This is a genomic window from Sphingomonas sp., from assembly GCF_039594485.1.
Lineage (GTDB): Bacteria > Pseudomonadota > Alphaproteobacteria > Sphingomonadales > Sphingomonadaceae > Sphingomonas.
This window is the reverse complement of sequence record NZ_JBCNNI010000021.1, coordinates 1-14008: the sequence shown is the minus strand read 5'-3', so window position 1 is coordinate 14008 and position 14008 is coordinate 1. Positions and strand designations below refer to the sequence as shown.

The 14008-nt window shown below is 56.7% G+C and carries 19 protein-coding genes and 2 pseudogenes; 10 read left to right on the top strand and 11 right to left on the bottom strand.

The window, feature by feature from the left end; all coding sequences use genetic code 11:
• Window positions 1-132: 132 nt before the first annotated feature.
• Both ABDV78_RS11770 and ABDV78_RS11765 read right to left on the bottom strand, forming a co-directional pair.
• Window positions 133-522 (bottom strand): type II toxin-antitoxin system VapC family toxin, encoded by a 390-nt coding sequence (locus tag ABDV78_RS11770; RefSeq protein WP_170170571.1) that lies wholly within the window; start codon window positions 520-522, stop codon window positions 133-135.
• Window positions 519-761, bottom strand: a complete 243-nt coding sequence (locus ABDV78_RS11765) for an AbrB/MazE/SpoVT family DNA-binding domain-containing protein (RefSeq protein WP_170170575.1) — start codon at window positions 759-761, stop codon at window positions 519-521. Before ABDV78_RS11765 ends, ABDV78_RS11770 begins: the two co-directional genes overlap by 4 nt.
• Window positions 762-1032: 271 nt before the next feature.
• On the opposite strand from ABDV78_RS11765, the gene ABDV78_RS11760 reads away from it, so the two are divergent.
• From ABDV78_RS11760 to ABDV78_RS11725, 8 genes are all read left to right on the top strand, one after another.
• A complete protein-coding gene (locus tag ABDV78_RS11760; protein WP_016509344.1) occupies window positions 1033-1650 on the top strand; it encodes a recombinase family protein in 618 nt (205 codons plus the stop codon).
• Between the two features lie 621 nt (window positions 1651-2271).
• On the top strand, window positions 2272-2946 hold the full coding sequence (locus ABDV78_RS11755; RefSeq protein WP_051121476.1) for a DUF805 domain-containing protein: 675 nt from the start codon (window positions 2272-2274) through the stop codon (window positions 2944-2946).
• A complete protein-coding gene (locus ABDV78_RS11750) occupies window positions 2943-3176 on the top strand; it encodes a hypothetical protein (RefSeq protein ID WP_035386231.1) in 234 nt (77 codons plus the stop codon). The genes ABDV78_RS11755 and ABDV78_RS11750 overlap by 4 nt, the downstream gene beginning before the upstream one ends.
• Before the next feature lie 41 nt (window positions 3177-3217).
• Entirely contained in the window at window positions 3218-3913 is a 696-nt protein-coding gene (locus tag ABDV78_RS11745) for a hypothetical protein (RefSeq protein ID WP_016509320.1), read from the top strand.
• Between the two features lie 135 nt (window positions 3914-4048).
• Complete coding sequence (locus ABDV78_RS11740) at window positions 4049-4675, top strand: recombinase family protein (RefSeq protein ID WP_051121477.1); 627 nt, start codon at window positions 4049-4051, stop codon at window positions 4673-4675.
• On the top strand, window positions 4672-5943 hold the full coding sequence (locus tag ABDV78_RS11735; protein ID WP_016509338.1) for a PAAR domain-containing protein: 1272 nt from the start codon (window positions 4672-4674) through the stop codon (window positions 5941-5943). Before ABDV78_RS11740 ends, ABDV78_RS11735 begins: the two co-directional genes overlap by 4 nt.
• 68 nt (window positions 5944-6011) lie before the next feature.
• The gene (locus tag ABDV78_RS11730; RefSeq protein ID WP_170170569.1) at window positions 6012-6407 is read left to right on the top strand and encodes a hypothetical protein; all 396 of its coding nucleotides are present in this window, start codon (window positions 6012-6014) and stop codon (window positions 6405-6407) included.
• A complete protein-coding gene (locus ABDV78_RS11725) occupies window positions 6383-6838 on the top strand; it encodes a DcrB-related protein (protein ID WP_035386234.1) in 456 nt (151 codons plus the stop codon). Before ABDV78_RS11730 ends, ABDV78_RS11725 begins: the two co-directional genes overlap by 25 nt.
• Before the next feature lie 201 nt (window positions 6839-7039).
• Here ABDV78_RS11725 and ABDV78_RS11720 read toward each other — a convergent pair whose 3' ends face one another.
• Window positions 7040-7747: an aspartyl protease family protein gene (locus ABDV78_RS11720; RefSeq protein WP_035386286.1), complete on the bottom strand. Its 708-nt coding sequence runs from the start codon at window positions 7745-7747 to the stop codon at window positions 7040-7042.
• Between the two features lie 605 nt (window positions 7748-8352).
• On the opposite strand from ABDV78_RS11720, the gene ABDV78_RS11715 reads away from it, so the two are divergent.
• The gene (locus tag ABDV78_RS11715) at window positions 8353-8610 is read left to right on the top strand and encodes a hypothetical protein (RefSeq protein ID WP_016509463.1); all 258 of its coding nucleotides are present in this window, start codon (window positions 8353-8355) and stop codon (window positions 8608-8610) included.
• 71 nt (window positions 8611-8681) lie between these two features.
• Here the strand turns inward: ABDV78_RS11715 and ABDV78_RS11710 are convergent, their stop codons facing one another.
• From ABDV78_RS11710 to ABDV78_RS11690, 5 genes and pseudogenes are all read right to left on the bottom strand, one after another.
• The gene (locus ABDV78_RS11710) at window positions 8682-8912 is read right to left on the bottom strand and encodes a winged helix DNA-binding protein (protein ID WP_170170567.1); all 231 of its coding nucleotides are present in this window, start codon (window positions 8910-8912) and stop codon (window positions 8682-8684) included.
• Window positions 8913-9037: 125 nt separating this feature from the next.
• Window positions 9038-9484 carry a hypothetical protein gene (locus ABDV78_RS11705; RefSeq protein ID WP_051121484.1) on the bottom strand — a complete coding sequence of 149 codons (447 nt, stop codon included), beginning with the start codon at window positions 9482-9484 and terminating at the stop codon, window positions 9038-9040.
• Window positions 9485-9523: 39 nt separating this feature from the next.
• The gene (locus tag ABDV78_RS11700) at window positions 9524-9868 is read right to left on the bottom strand and encodes a hypothetical protein (RefSeq protein ID WP_016509467.1); all 345 of its coding nucleotides are present in this window, start codon (window positions 9866-9868) and stop codon (window positions 9524-9526) included.
• Between the two features lie 52 nt (window positions 9869-9920).
• The gene (locus tag ABDV78_RS11695; protein WP_035386284.1) at window positions 9921-10397 is read right to left on the bottom strand and encodes a sigma factor-like helix-turn-helix DNA-binding protein; all 477 of its coding nucleotides are present in this window, start codon (window positions 10395-10397) and stop codon (window positions 9921-9923) included.
• Between the two features lie 302 nt (window positions 10398-10699).
• Window positions 10700-11527, bottom strand: a pseudogene (locus ABDV78_RS11690) (Tn3 family transposase); the annotation flags it as partial.
• Here ABDV78_RS11690 and ABDV78_RS11685 point away from each other — a divergent pair.
• Window positions 11510-11638 (top strand): annotated as a pseudogene (locus ABDV78_RS11685) (recombinase family protein); the annotation flags it as partial. The pseudogenes ABDV78_RS11690 and ABDV78_RS11685 sit on opposite strands and share 18 nt — an antisense overlap.
• Window positions 11639-11691: 53 nt before the next feature.
• Here ABDV78_RS11685 and ABDV78_RS11680 read toward each other — a convergent pair.
• From ABDV78_RS11680 to ABDV78_RS11670, 3 genes are all read right to left on the bottom strand, one after another.
• On the bottom strand, window positions 11692-12600 hold the full coding sequence (locus ABDV78_RS11680; protein ID WP_170170561.1) for a retropepsin-like aspartic protease: 909 nt from the start codon (window positions 12598-12600) through the stop codon (window positions 11692-11694).
• An 84-nt stretch (window positions 12601-12684) separates the two neighbouring features.
• Entirely contained in the window at window positions 12685-13191 is a 507-nt protein-coding gene (locus ABDV78_RS11675) for a hypothetical protein (RefSeq protein WP_035386282.1), read from the bottom strand.
• A gap of 416 nt (window positions 13192-13607) precedes the next feature.
• Window positions 13608-14008 (bottom strand): ATP-binding cassette domain-containing protein (locus tag ABDV78_RS11670; protein WP_343527599.1); only part of this gene is annotated, 401 nt, incomplete at its 5' end.

Below are 14008 nucleotides of genomic sequence, written 5' to 3'. Positions count from 1 at the left end.
AAGCTAGTGAGGCACACCCAATGGCCGATCATGGGTCTATTTGCTCATCCTTCAACCGGAACATGTCACCAATGCCAGCCTCTTGGCGAAGCCTAAATGAGATCGAAACGCTCGGACGAAGAGGTCGTGATCCTAGCGGATAATTACGACCTTCGATCCGACCTCAGCGGCAACATCGCGCCAAGCCTTGTCGGCGGTATAAGCGGGAACGCCAAGGCGTTTTGCCAAAGCGAGACAGAAGCGATCGCCCAGCGACAAACCAGCTGACGCAGTCATTGCACGCATACCGCCAGCTTCCCAAGCTAATGCGTTATCCGCCGCAATAACGGTATAGGGAAGGGCACTCAGCATCGCGCGGACCTCGTCGAGCGGGGCGCCGAGATGGATGAAGTGGCTGACAACTTCGGCCTGATTGATCGCGCAGACCGAGGCATCAGCGATTACACTAGTAACCTTACTAGCCCCGCGTTCGCCTTTGAGAAGCGCGAGGATCGCCGAGGCATCAAGGACGGTCTGGGTCATTCGCCGCTGTCCTCATGCCGTCTCTCCAAAAAGTCATCCACCGACGCGCCAGGCTGGTGCGTGTAACGCTTGGCAATTGCCTGCGCTTTGGCCACGGCCTGATCGACAGTTCGAAGTATGATGCCATCAGAGGTTTCTTCAACCAACACCGCACCACCCTCTTCGAGCCCCAAGCGCTTTCTGATGCCAGCTGGAAGACTCATGCGACCATTCGGCGTGATGTTAACCTGTAACGTCATATGACCCACTCTCCAATGTATGCCATCCAGGTAGCGATATGCCACACGAATGCCTGATAGACCATGATAATAGTCCGTGACGCAGTTGGGGAAACCCGCCATAATAGCTTCTAGCCCTGTACCTTGCGTTCAATATGCCATCGTCAATTCGGGTATACCCTGGTAGAACACAGCCTGTGGAACACTAGGAGCGTTCGATCAGGGTCGTTTGCAGCGATATTGAACAGATGCCGCCGAGGGTCTAGAAGCTGATCGAACAGAAAGGGCCTTCATGACGCTTTTCGGCTATGCGCGCGTGTCGACGCTCGATCAGGACCTGGGTATCCAGGAAGCGGCGCTGCGCGCAGCCGGATGCCAGACGATCCGATCGGAGAAAAAATCAGGCACGGATCGCGGCGGGCGGACCGAGTTGCAGATCCTGCTCGACTTCCTGCGCGAAGGCGACACCCTGGTCGTCACGCGTATCGACCGGCTGGCGCGCTCGATGAAGGATTTGCAGGACATCGTCCACGAGTTGAAGGGCAGGGGCGTAGCGCTCAAGGCTACCGAGCAGCCGATCGATACGGCGACGGCCGCCGGCAAGGCGTTCCTTGACATGCTGGGGGTGTTCGCAGAGTTCGAGACGAACCTGCGCAAGGAGCGCCAAGCGGAGGGCATCGCGGCAGCCAAGGCGCGAGGCGTTTATAAAGGCGGCAAGCCACGCATCGATCCGGAGGCGGTTCGCCAGCTGGCGGCCAGGGGCATGCGACCAGCGCATATTGCCCGTGAGCTCGGGATATCACGCGGAACGGTCTATCGGTTTCTGCCAGCTGCGATTGCTGGCGCGGGAAGCTCTATGACGAACGTGCCTGAGATGCCGTCGGAGTTGGCCGATGCCAATCCGGCCTGAGCATGTCTTCCTCTATCCCATAGACTGGAAGCACATCTCTCGATTTGTTCGCTTTGTGCGGGCCACGGGATGTTGTGAGCACTGCGGAAGACCGCATGGCAAAAGGGTCTTCCACCTTGGTGATGGGCGCTGGTGGGATGCACAGCGCCTCTATTGGCGAAGCGGGCAGGGGCGCCGGGTCCGCCGCCCGGCCGAAGACATACTTGCGGCCGGCAGATGGACGCCGGTCGTGCTCGCATGCGCGCACCTTCACCATGATCCGAGCGATAGCCGGTTCGAAAAGCTCGCCGCGCTTTGCCAGCGCTGCCATATGATTCACGATGCATCTGAGCATCGACGACGTCGCTGGATGAATGCTTATTATCGGCGCGCGTTGGGTGACCTCTTCTACGGGCCCTATCCGCTACGCGGTGCCGACTGGATCACGCCCACGCCTGCCAGCATGCTCGACGATCCAAGGCTACTTTAATAATCGATCCGAAACGGCACCGACAATTTGCAATCGATTATCAGAGCTGATGGCGTCGATGATCGTAACGATTAGTTATCGATAGCACAGTCCTTGCGTCCCTTTGATATGCTATACGTTCTGCCCCAGAAGCTGGTGTAAGGAGCAGGGCATTGGGTTTGATCCGGTTTTTCTCCTTTGCCGCGCGCACCTCTCGGATACGTTGGATGGCGTGGTTCGCCTTGGCGCTTGGACTGAGCATGATCGCCGCCATCATGCTCACTCACTTCGGTGATTACGCTGTTGTCGGTATCTATGCTGCGCTGGGATTGATCGCGGCGAAACTCATCACTGAAACCGTCCGGCGCGTTCATGATTGCGATCAGAACGGCTGGCTGGTGCTCGCAGTTGGTGTGGGCATCGCAGCATTGTTGACCACTGCGGGGATTCGATGGCTGGGTCATGGCGATGATGCCATTGTATGGAGTTCGCTGGGACTGGTCCTTGTCGGTGGTGCGGTCTTGGTTGGACGTCCAGGCACCCCAAGTGCCAACCGGTTCGGTCCGCCGCCTCCTCAGTTCGAGGTACATCATGTACGCGAAACTTATCCGGGGGCGCTCGTGGCCACCATTCTTGTTCTTGTCAGTATCAGCGGTGGCTTCGGAGTGCGGGCTTGGCAGGAAGCCTTGGCGGGAGAGCGTCTAGCCCGAGTTCAACGGGCAGAGCCAGTCGCTGCCAAGCCACGAGTACCGTCCGACGTACCCGACCGATCGCATGATTCCCTAGATCATAATAATGCCGTCCTATCGAACCGCATTGACGATCTCCTGAGGGAGAGAAAGCCATGATCAGTGGCAACGCAGCCCGGCTGAAGGCTGCACAAGCCTTACTCCTGCGCTTCATTGAAATCGGCCGGGCAAAAGATATCAGACGCCATGCCACGTACAACGCAGTCCTGCCGGCTGGCCGATTACCCGCGATGATTTTGCCGGTCAGATTAAAGCGCGGCTTGATGGCAAGCTGCCCGATCAACTCGAAACATCCTATTGTGGGCCTGCCGCCTTTTTATACTGCCTGATCCATGATCGGCCGGACATCTATGTCACCTATGCGATCTCATTGTGGGAACGCGGTCATTTTCGATTTGGCAATCGCAATGCGGCACTCAGCCTATCGAGCGCCGATGGCGAAATTCTGGCAGCTATCAAACTGCGCCAGGCCCGTACGGCTACACCACGCCGGCGGCATATCAACGATATCGACTGGATGACCATGTCTTGCTTGAGCGCATCGACACGGCCAATTGATGTTGGGGCAGTGACACCACGCGATGAATTTGGATCGATTACCTACCCGCGCGTCTTGCGTCGCTGGTTCGTCGCAGCCGGTGCGGCGGTACGCGCCGACACGATGGGCGCAGGCCTCTTCAAGAGCCCTTTGGCTGAAACACTGACATTGATGAAGTATTGGGGCGATAGCTGGATCATTTTGCAGATCGACTCCAGCTTGTTGCAAGGTGGCAGCACCAACATCTTTGCCAAGCGCCATTGGGTAGCAGTCGACCCGCACCGCCAGCCCATGGTCCGAAAGGGCTCAGGCGGTCCCGTGGTGCCTTTGGCCGATGTTGCACCAGACATATGGAAAATTCCGCCAGGACAAAGCGCACCAAATCTTGAAGGGCATCACATGGCGCATTGGAAAACGAACCTAGGCATCGTGACCTGGGCAAATGAGCATCACGAAATTTATAATCAAAAACTTGGCCAGACTATCGGCCGTATCTACCGCGGCTATGCGTTTTCGCGATTTAAGTGATAAACTAATTTCTACCGTATTTTTGAAACCGATCTGTTTCGGACACCTGTTAGCTATATGTCCGGAAAATAGCATTGCGCTTTTTTGGACATGCCGTATGATGCGGACACCCTATACGGACAGGCGGAACCTCTCTTGGCACGCACTTTTGCATACGTCCGGGTTTCCACCGTTGGCCAAACGGCTGAAAACCAAGTTCAGGAAATCACGTCCGCTGGTTTTGCGATCGAGCCACATCGGATCATTGCTGAAACTGTGTCCGGCAGCGTGGCCGCTTTCGCCCGAAAGGGATTCACCCGCCTATTGGACCGCCTGGAAAAGGGCGATGTCCTGGTAGTGACCAAACTCGATCGCTTGGGACGGGACGCGATCGACGTCGGCTCAACCGTGCGTCAGCTCGACGACATGGGGGTACGGGTTCACTGCCTGGCCCTTGGCGGGATCGATCTCACCAGCTCGGCCGGCCGCATGACAATGGGTGTGATCAACGCGGTCGCCCAGTTTGAGCGCGATCTCCTCATAGAGCGCACCCAAGCGGGTTTGGCCCGAGCGCGAGGGGAGGGGAGGCGGCTTGGCCGCCCCCCATCAGTAGATGACCGCAAACGCGCTGAGATACTGGAAGCTCTGGACCAGGGTGAGAGCATCAATTCACTGGCATCCAGGTTCGGCACCAGCCGTCAGACTGTCATGCGCATCCGCGAAGTTCACCGCCGTCAGCCGACCGGTATGGAGGGCGCCGATCGGGAAAGATCAACCGCATGAGCGATCATCCTGCCGCGCGCGTCACCGACACCTTCGGACATGATGCGCAGCTTGAAGGACTTGCTGTTGGGATCGCGGTAGGCGCGTTGCTGGCAGTGGGCGTGATTGCGACCGGGGGCCTTGGCGCGATTGCGGTCGCCGCAGCCGTAGCCACAGGCGGTACTGCTGCGTTTGCCGGAGCGGCAATCGGCAAGCAGCTGATGGGGCCTGCGACGGGCGAACTGACGGTGGGCTCGCCCAATGTGTTCGTCAACGCCCTGCCCTCTGCGATGGTCCACCTGGCGGGCGGCGACTGCTACAAGGATCCCGGTAGCCTGCGCCGCGTCGCGACCGGATCGTCGACGGTGTTCGTCAACGGCAGGCCTGCTGCCCGCGTTACCGAGACAATGGACTGTGGCGCGGTGATCCTGACCGGCTCGCGAAACGTCTTCATCGGCGGGCCGCGCCAGTCGCCGGTCTGCACGGCGTTGCGCGGGGAGGAAGCGACGTTCGAACGTTTCCGCATCGATGCCCAGGCCGCCAGTGCGGTTTACGATCCGCCGGAAAGCCGCAGGCCGCCGGAGGGCTATCGCAACGCGACGCTCGAGGATTTGCGCAAGCTGCGCCTGAAACCGGATATGCTGGAACACCCGATTGACCCCAATACCAAAGAACCAAGCGAATTTCGGGCAGCGGTGTTCATCAACGATCGAACCGGTGCGCCTCTTGTCGCCTATAAGGGTACGACCAGCGGCGCTGATTGGAAGACAAACATCAGTCAAGGGCTGGGTCGCCGAACATTCTACTATGATAGAGCACAGAAGATCGCCAGGAACGTCGCCAAAGCACCTGCTGGAAAAGGTGCGCGTCTGACGGGGCACTCGCTGGGCGGTGGAATGGCATCTGCGGGTTCACGCGCATCGGGATTGCCAGCCACGACCTTCAATCCTGCCGGCCTCAACGCCAGGACCGTGCCGCATCCTGTGACGAGCGATATCGACGAAGTCTACGTCAAGGGAGAACCGCTCCACGGGCTGAACACGATGCCAATCGCACCCGATGCCGCCGCGACACGAGTTTGGCCGCTCGATCCGCCAAGCCTGAGAAGCGCGGCCAGCGATCCACGCTGGAAGGTTCGCGCGGCATGGCGGCCGCTTCGCTCGTTGCACGTCGGTGCCAATATCGCCCTTAACGACGTTTTGCTTCACATGATGGACAATGTCGACGCGTCGCTTAGCCAGCACAGGCGAGAAATAGAAAAGTCTCTTGCGAAGAATGGATGCGGATGATGCGTTCTGCCGCCCTATTACTAGCCCTGTGTCTTGTCGCCACCGGATGCAACCGGAAGGACCCCAAAGTGACCAACTACCCCGACATTCCGATGACCGGCGCCGTCATGTATTCCGATACAGACAAGGTCCGCGAACTCGCGGCCAAAGGGATCGGTCTCAACGAACGCGCTCCCGAAGACCAGGCCACCCCGATGATCAATGCCGCGCAGACGGATCAATGGCCGGTGGTCGAAATCCTGATGGATCATGGGGCAGACATCTGGGCCCATGATGAGTTCGGTGACACGTTTGCGTTCTACATTCTGGATAGTCGCATCCTGCGCGGGTCGGACGAGGACAAGGCGCGGTTGCGTGTGATCGAGAAACTCAAGGCACGCGGCTATCCGTTCCCGCCTCCCGATCCAGACACCGTTCTGGCTCTGGAAAAGGCGGGCAAGTGGCCGCCAAAGGTGGCGAAGTGACCCGCGTGCAAGGTATGACCATCGACTGTCCTGAGGGATGGCAGGACAAATCGATGCTTATCCTGTCGGCTGGCCCGGCGACGCTAGGCGTCGCCCCCAGCTTCGTCGTGACGCGCGAGGTCGCGCCGGATGACTTACCCGCCGATCGTTTCGAACGGTTGGAAGCCTTCGCCGATCAGCAGGCCGAACAGATGCGTGACACGCTTCCCGCCCCGGTGGAGGTTCAGCGACGCCGAGCCGATATCCCCGGCTCAGCTCCCGAACTTCGCCTGGACTGGATATCAAACGGCATCCCGATCCGGCAGTGGATCACCTATGCCAATGCGCCAGACGGTAGCGTGATGATCGCCACCGGCACCGCCGGCCGTGCTGATTATGACACGGTGGAACCCGTATTCCGGGCCATGCTCCGAACCTTCCGTCTCACCTGACCAAAGGGCTAGTAACGATGGATCGATATGCCAGCATTGGGGGTGGCTTATAGAACGGACCCGGATATACGCTAACGAACCCCTATGTCGGCAGACTGCCATCGGGCGTCCCGATTGGAACGGCCAACGAGACAGGCAAGGCATTCCCGGAATCGATGGTGAAACGGGAATTTAGCGATTGCTCGATTGGCCTATCCGCAACTAGCCAAAGGGTATTGCAACAAGCCGACTTGCCCCGACATCAAGGATGAAATCGAATTTACCGAGAAATCCGGTTCCCAAGAGGCCGTCTGCACCTGTAGCAATACGGTCACCAACAGCAACGCCAACGCCATCGGCGCTGATCTGACCGACCTTTAGAGTGGCGTTTTGTACGGATCGGCTTGGACGTAGGACTCCATCAGCAGAACTGATCATGCCCTCATTTGTTGGCGACCCGGATGGGACCACCCTTTTCCACGCTTCTTCCTTAAGCTGTACGACACCATTGAAGCCCAAGTCGATAGCTAGAATCACGGGCTTGCCGTTGACCTCGGCCGTCAATTGAGCGCCATTTTCCAGTGGAATAATCGCAGCCCGGCCCTTCGGAGTTATGTCGCCAGTTTTTGCAAAGATGAGTGTTTTGTTACTGGACGCAACTAATACGCAAAGTTTGTCGAGATAGTCTCCTCCGATAACTGCATCAATCGGATGACCTACGGTATTCGAAAATGACTTTAGATCAACTGACATAGCCGCCCCAGACAGTATGAGCTGGCCCGGCACATCAATCCTCATGCCCTCAACAAGTCGTTCCGGAGCCGATACTGGTCCGAGATCAATATTGTTTACGACAGTTCCGATCTTTAAACCGGCAGTCTTAGCAAAACTGAGGTCTATTACGGTGTGCGCGAAACCATTGTCGAGCATGGCCCAACCGGCCCGCCCGTTTATCTTGACCTCAAGTAAAATAATGCCCTTGAAAATATGGAACGGCGTCGGTGCTCATTGCTGAACCGGCAATATGTTAACGGTATGCTCAAAATGGGAAACCGAGGGGTTTCGGGGTGAAGTGGCTTGCCGAACTGGAGCCTGCGCCTGAAGACTAGCCGCCGAGGACAGCGCTACCAATGAGGCAAGTACGTTAATACGCAAAAACTCCTCCCCTTCTGTAATCGATCGGCATATTGTTGCGCTCTCGCACTGGTGAAGCAAGGGCTGTGTAGCACGGCCTCGACAATGCTAGTCAAAGCAAGGACTTAGGTGTGAGACACTTGCCGTATGTCTGACGGCAAGTCCTTTCCCGTTTGCGAACCCGTTGTGGGAAATGCGGCTCTGCCGATCGCGCCGAGAGGCGTCCGGAGCATCGACTTTCCCAAAATCCGTTCCCGATTGCTCTTTCCCGAAATTGGCCCTCGAGGATGGGAAAACGGGAATGGTCGGGCTGACCAATGTCTGCTTTCGGAAACACAGATCGTCCGCCTGAGCGTCCGAGTGGGGTGGTTAGCGGACGTTGCCAGAGCTATCGTGCGGTTATGCCTTTCTCTCTCCTCAACGTCGATGGTCACGTCTCGCTAGAGTTCGACACATCCGACCTCGACGCGCTGCGGCTGTGCATCCAGGAGCTTTACGGAGAGGTGAGCGGCAAGGCGGTCGGGATCGTGACAGTCGTGGCATTCGGAGGTGAAAACTTCACGTTTCAGAACGAATGGGATGATCCATGTTTGATCTCACATTCAGTCAACGGCAATGATCTATTGCGGGCTATTCACGCCAAACTTTGCGCAGGCTGACGTCCGCAAGTGGGCGGAAACGGACGGTCCGCTCACGCTGCCATACGCGTCATTCCCAAGCCGACCATCATTCAGAGGCAGTGGTCAATCCATTCGTTGATCCGAGCGAAGGCGGCGTCGGAAAGTTCGAGAAAGGCCCTGCGCTGATCCGCCGGATCGGGGGTACGGTCGATCTCGCCGTTCTCGACCAGGTCTGCGATGTGGCGAAGCGCGGTCGTCGGCGGGATATTGGCCGCCACGCATAGCGACGACACCGACACCCTGGCTCCCTTGAGCCGCGCGACATACAGATCGAGCAGCATGTCCCAGCGCGGCTCGACGAACAGGTCCGGCCGCAGATAGTGGCGCCGCTTGGCTCTGGCCTGGATGACCCCCTCGATCGTGCTCAGCCGCTTGGCCGTGCATGGCGGCAGTTCGAGATAGTCCCTTACGAGGTCGCTGAGCTCATCGATGCGCTGCGTGATCGCTGCTGCCGCACTGAGACGATCAGGATCAAGAGCATTATATAGACCCACAGCTGTTCCGCCACGGCGTAGGCCATGGGCACCGTTTGTGGTTTTAGAAAACGCGCCAGGTGGGTCATCACGGCGATGTTCTGAAGGGCTGTGATCCATAACGGCCAAAATCTCGTGCTTTTTGCCATGATAACGATGAACGCGACCAGGGTCGCGACATCGACCACGAAGATCCCCACCTCTGCTTCATACCAAGCCGGCCCCTTGTTCGCTGCGAGCCCGGTGGCAAGCGAACCGATGGTGATGGCGATGATGCACGCGCGTTCCGCGCGCTCGCCTCTCACGCCGATATAGACCAGCGATGCGGCAAGAATGCAGAGGTAGAGGAGGGGGACGAAGGTCAGCACGACGGCGAGCATGGGGCAGATAGGGACCAGATCGCCGTCGCGCCATTCATCTTAGGCGGCCATCGTGATGGTTTCGGCCTGGACCGCCTCGGCCGGCGGGCAGCCGGGCAGGCTTCCGATCGCTGTTTCCTGAAGGCCGAGCTTGGCCCGCGTCAGGACGAGATCGCGGCGGGTTGCCGCCATGCTGTTGCGGACCTCGGCCAGCGCCGCCACGGTAGCGAAGGTGTTCATCATCGCGGAGTGGGTGGGGAGGGGGCCGACCTGCGCCTCGATCGTGCCTTCCGCCAGCGCGGCGAGGAAGCGGCCGGCGCGGGCGATCGCCACGTCGACGGCGGTTTCAAACGGCGCGAGATCGGACACGACGGTACGGGCGGCTTCTTGGACGATGTTCGGCATGATGTCTCCGGGGCGCGGATAGCGCTACGAATGGACCAGCCGATCAGGCCGGTCAGAATAGTTCGGAAAGGCCGCTCAAGGCTGCGATCGAACCCCCGAAAACGAGGGCGATGAGCGCGGACAGTACGAGCGAATAGATGAGTTTGCCTGCAAGCGTCAGGTCATTGATCGGCCTCCCCTGGGTCGGGAACGGCAGGGGGAAACCCGCCGTCCGGTTCAGGGTCGATGCGTCCGTCCGCTGGGGCTCGGCCAGTATGATTCCGTCATATATGACAGGATCATATATGCCTTCCTCATACTCGAAGAGGAGGCGTGCGGCTTCCTGACTCCGGCCGACACCGAGATGCTGGCGTGCGGCCGTCAGGCGCTGATGCACGGTCACGGGACTGCGCCCGATATGCTGCGCGATGTCCTTCACCGACCAGCGGGCGTGAAGGAGGCGCAGGCACTCCTTCTGGCCGTCGGTGAGAAGATCGAATCTATTGTCCCCCATATCGGACGTTTTTAGCGCCGGAATGGAGCGGGACAAACATGGCTAACGCCTTCCGCGATCGGACCGATCTCCGGTTCGTTTCAACCGGCTCGCGAAACCCACCTCGGCAGTCATCGCCGGATCAGCTGGCGACCATGCTAGGAGACTGACATGAGCTGGGACGGATAGGCGGCCAGCAGCGACAACGCCTCCTCGACGGGCGCGGTGAGCCACCGCTCCTGATCGTCCGCCAACAAGATGACCGGCATAGCCTTGGGGTGTTTGGGCGCGACCAGCGGGTTGAGGGCAAGGCGCTGGTTTGACGCTAAACAACGGCAAGGGAGAACATGTGCGAGCGGTCAGTCGGAATGACGGTCATCCGCGATATTGAGAGGCCTGCGGCGGACGGTTTCGGCTGCGCGATCCCACAGGAAGTCGCCGGAGAACGCAATATGCTCCCACCCGACCGGGGTGGTGTGAGCGAGCAGCGCGGCATCGGGTGCCTCGCCGATCGATCGCAGATTCCGGACGGCATCGGCGATATAGGTGGAGTTCCAGTAGACGATCGCGGCGATGATCAGGTTCAGCCCGGACGCGCGATATTGCAGCGTCTCGTGGGTCCGGTCGATGATCCGGCCCTGGCGGAACGTGCAGATCGCCTGCGTCAGAACGTGACGCTGCTCGCTCTTGTTCAGCCCGGCTCGGCAGCGCCGGCGAAGATCGGGATTTTCCAGCCAGTCGAGCATGAAGAAGGTCCGCTCGATCCGGCCGATTTCCTGGAGGGCGAGGTCGACCTGGTTCTGGCGTTCGTGGGCGGCCAGTTTGCGCAGCATTGCCGATGGCGCGACGTGCCCCGCCTTCAGCGAGGCAACGAGGCGCAGGACCTCGGCCCAATGTTCGCGGATCGTGTCGGTCTTCACGCGCTTGCCGAGAAGCGACCTGATTGCCCGATAGGATGCCATGGGGCCGAGGGCTGCCAGACGCCGGTCTGGAAAATCCCGCAGGCGCGGGCTGAAGCGGAATCCCAGCATCCCGCAGAGCGCGAACACTTGGTCGGTCGCGCCGCCCGTATCGGTACAATGCTCGCCGATCCTGAGCGATGAGCCGTGATGGAGGAGGCCGTCGAGGATATAGGGCGCCTCATGCGTCGCCGCGAATATGACGGTGACAAGGTAAGCGCCGTGCTCAAACTGGTCGCCGCCAGCGTGTCGCCGACCGAAGCGGCCCGCCAGCTCGGGATCGGGCGCTTGACCGTCTATCGCGAGATGAAACGGCTAGGGATTGCGCGGCCAGCGTAGATTGTGTGTGCATCGTCTTGGTGTTGTTTAGCGTAGCGCCTGCGCCGTGCCGTCTAGAAGCTTAGCTTTTTTCTCGGTACCAAAAACATTCGATGCCTTGAAAGATCGAGTATCAAATTTACGTTTCTTAGGAAACCCAATCCAAGCAAAGAATTTGTCATTGTTGGGTTTGATTTTGAATTGGTATCAATAGGTATCTCGCTGGTTATTCCTGCAACATCAATTGTCATTTTGATTGATGCCCCCATTTTTAGGGAAGAATTCGAGGATTTTACACTCAATAAATCATTATCATTGAGTTTCAGTATTCCAGCGTAGCCAGTGTCTACTAAAGCATCTATTCTGCGCGCGCCTATCCGGACGTTTATCAGCCCATCGTCGCTTATGAATGATTTTATAGCTGGATGACTAGCTTCTATATATCCTGATGGCTTAATAATTAACTCATTATCATCGAAGTTAATATAAATCGAAGATGTCATGAGTATGTCGCGGCCTATTACAATACCAACATCATTACCCACAATTTTAGATAGATCTTCTAGATTCATCAAGACGCAGTTAGTTTTAATGTTAACTTGTCTGGGTATATCTAATAATACCATGTTAGATAAGCTTGTTTTTAAGGTCTTAATATTGCCTAATTTCTTAATTAAAAGAGGATTTCCTGAGCTTCTAAGTCCTAATCTATCCGCAAGATTATTATCTATAATAGTAGCGCTTGATCCAGTATCAAGCACTGCTTTTGTATTTTTACCGTTAACCTTTATGTCTAGAATAATTTTTCCATTTTTTATCTCGATGGATGAACTTTTGTATTCACGATCTGGCGCAAAATCGGCATGAATATTGTATGATGTACTACGCGGTAACCGATCGCTAGATTCATCTGTAATTGCAATACCGTTACTTGCTACCATCTTCTGTGGTATATTTAGACTTCCGGCGGAGGGTTCGCTCATGATCTGCAGCACAACAAGCATAGATGCGATTTTCATAAGTTACCCTCAATCGCTGGAAGTGTTAATATTTCTTACGTTTATCTTTTACTGTGGAAATCTCACGGTAAATGTCACCATTAATTTATTATTCTGCTGATCCGTTTGGCCATTCGTGATTACACTGCCCCCAGAGCCAAAGTATTGCTGTCCTTGAAGGGGGGCATTCTTTTCAAATTTGAATGAAAGAGTGGATGTGCTGTCGCCGGGTACTCCGTACGGGGCGGGCCATTTCAGCTTCAATTCGACAGTATTAATGTCGAGGCTGTTGAGGTCTAAATTGAAGGAAACGTAGCCATTTGGATTTTGTGCGGTAACATCGACAGTGGCTCCACCCGGAACCGGGCGAATAATAACTGAAGAACTATCACTACTCGCAGCATCAGTATGAGATACTACAGCGTTATCATGGTCGCTTATATCCATGCCGCTGTCATGATTTACGAGCATTGTGCTGTTACTGTCTGAAGAGTAAGTGACCGGATCATCATCTCGCTTGCTTTTCATCAGGCCACCCGATACCCGGTCTAGCTCGCAGTTTGATAAGATTCTCATAGTCGACTCCCTTTTTGCTTACAAAGAAGGCAATCCTATAATACTACTATTTTTGTTTTTTGGATACACAAAACGTCTGTTTTATTTGTATATTGGTAAATACCTCTATTTATTTAGATATAACAATAGCTTACGGGCTGTAAAGTTCGCTGTATTTTTGGTACCTAGCCAGTACCCAAATAATGGGAGATCCCCCGGGTAGACTGCGCCCGGAAATACCCTTGATCTTCCGCCGTCCAGCATCACGATTGTTAAATGAACGGGTACTTGGCGGCTATCGCAATCAGCCAATGTAAATCCGCCTATCTTACATGCTTCTCCGAATGGGCAGAGCGTGTCGCACAGTATCAGGTCAATCACCCCGGTGTTCTACTGAGGAACATCATCTCGCTAGAAATCACGTTTAATCGTAGTATTTAGCCCACGCCCCCTTGCTCGCGCAAAAAATCAGAAAATGCCACGCGTCGATCCTCCGGATCAAGCGAGATGACACGATCGGCCGCAGCGATGGTTTCGGGGCGATGCGCAATGACGACACGCGTGATCGTAAGTGCCCCGAGTGCCTGCGTGATGGCGCGTTCATTGAGGATGTCCAGGTGCGCTGTCGCCTCGTCCATGACGAGGATTCGCGGCTTCCGGTACAGCACGCGTGCCATGATAATCCGTTGCTTCTGACCACCGGACAGGCTCGACCCCATATCGCCGACCAGGCTTTCATAAGCCATCGGCATCTCAAGGATTTCCTCGTGAACGAAAGCTGCGCGTGCGCAATCACGCACACGGTCCATGTCGATCCGTTCGGGAAAAAACGCGATAT

Bases quoted from the DNA above. Each gene is read 5' to 3' on its own strand.
- ABDV78_RS11720 (WP_035386286.1), bottom strand. From the start codon at position 7,747: ATGCTCGACAATGGTTTCGCGCACACCGTAATAGACCTCAGTTTTGCT.
- ABDV78_RS11750 (WP_035386231.1), top strand. From the start codon at position 2,943: ATGATCAGTGGCAACGCAGCCCGGCTGAAGGCTGCACAAGCCTTACTC.
- ABDV78_RS11705 (WP_051121484.1), bottom strand. From the start codon at position 9,484: ATGCTCGCCGTCGTGCTGACCTTCGTCCCCCTCCTCTACCTCTGCATT.
- ABDV78_RS11765 (WP_170170575.1), bottom strand. From the start codon at position 761: ATGACGTTACAGGTTAACATCACGCCGAATGGTCGCATGAGTCTTCCA.
- ABDV78_RS11760 (WP_016509344.1), top strand. From the start codon at position 1,033: ATGACGCTTTTCGGCTATGCGCGCGTGTCGACGCTCGATCAGGACCTG.
- ABDV78_RS11735 (WP_016509338.1), top strand. From the start codon at position 4,672: ATGAGCGATCATCCTGCCGCGCGCGTCACCGACACCTTCGGACATGAT.
- ABDV78_RS11675 (WP_035386282.1), bottom strand. From the start codon at position 13,191: ATGAGAATCTTATCAAACTGCGAGCTAGACCGGGTATCGGGTGGCCTG.
- ABDV78_RS11715 (WP_016509463.1), top strand. From the start codon at position 8,353: ATGCCTTTCTCTCTCCTCAACGTCGATGGTCACGTCTCGCTAGAGTTC.
- ABDV78_RS11680 (WP_170170561.1), bottom strand. From the start codon at position 12,600: ATGAGCGAACCCTCCGCCGGAAGTCTAAATATACCACAGAAGATGGTA.
- ABDV78_RS11700 (WP_016509467.1), bottom strand. From the start codon at position 9,868: ATGCCGAACATCGTCCAAGAAGCCGCCCGTACCGTCGTGTCCGATCTC.
- ABDV78_RS11770 (WP_170170571.1), bottom strand. From the start codon at position 522: ATGACCCAGACCGTCCTTGATGCCTCGGCGATCCTCGCGCTTCTCAAA.
- ABDV78_RS11710 (WP_170170567.1), bottom strand. From the start codon at position 8,912: ATGCTGCTCGATCTGTATGTCGCGCGGCTCAAGGGAGCCAGGGTGTCG.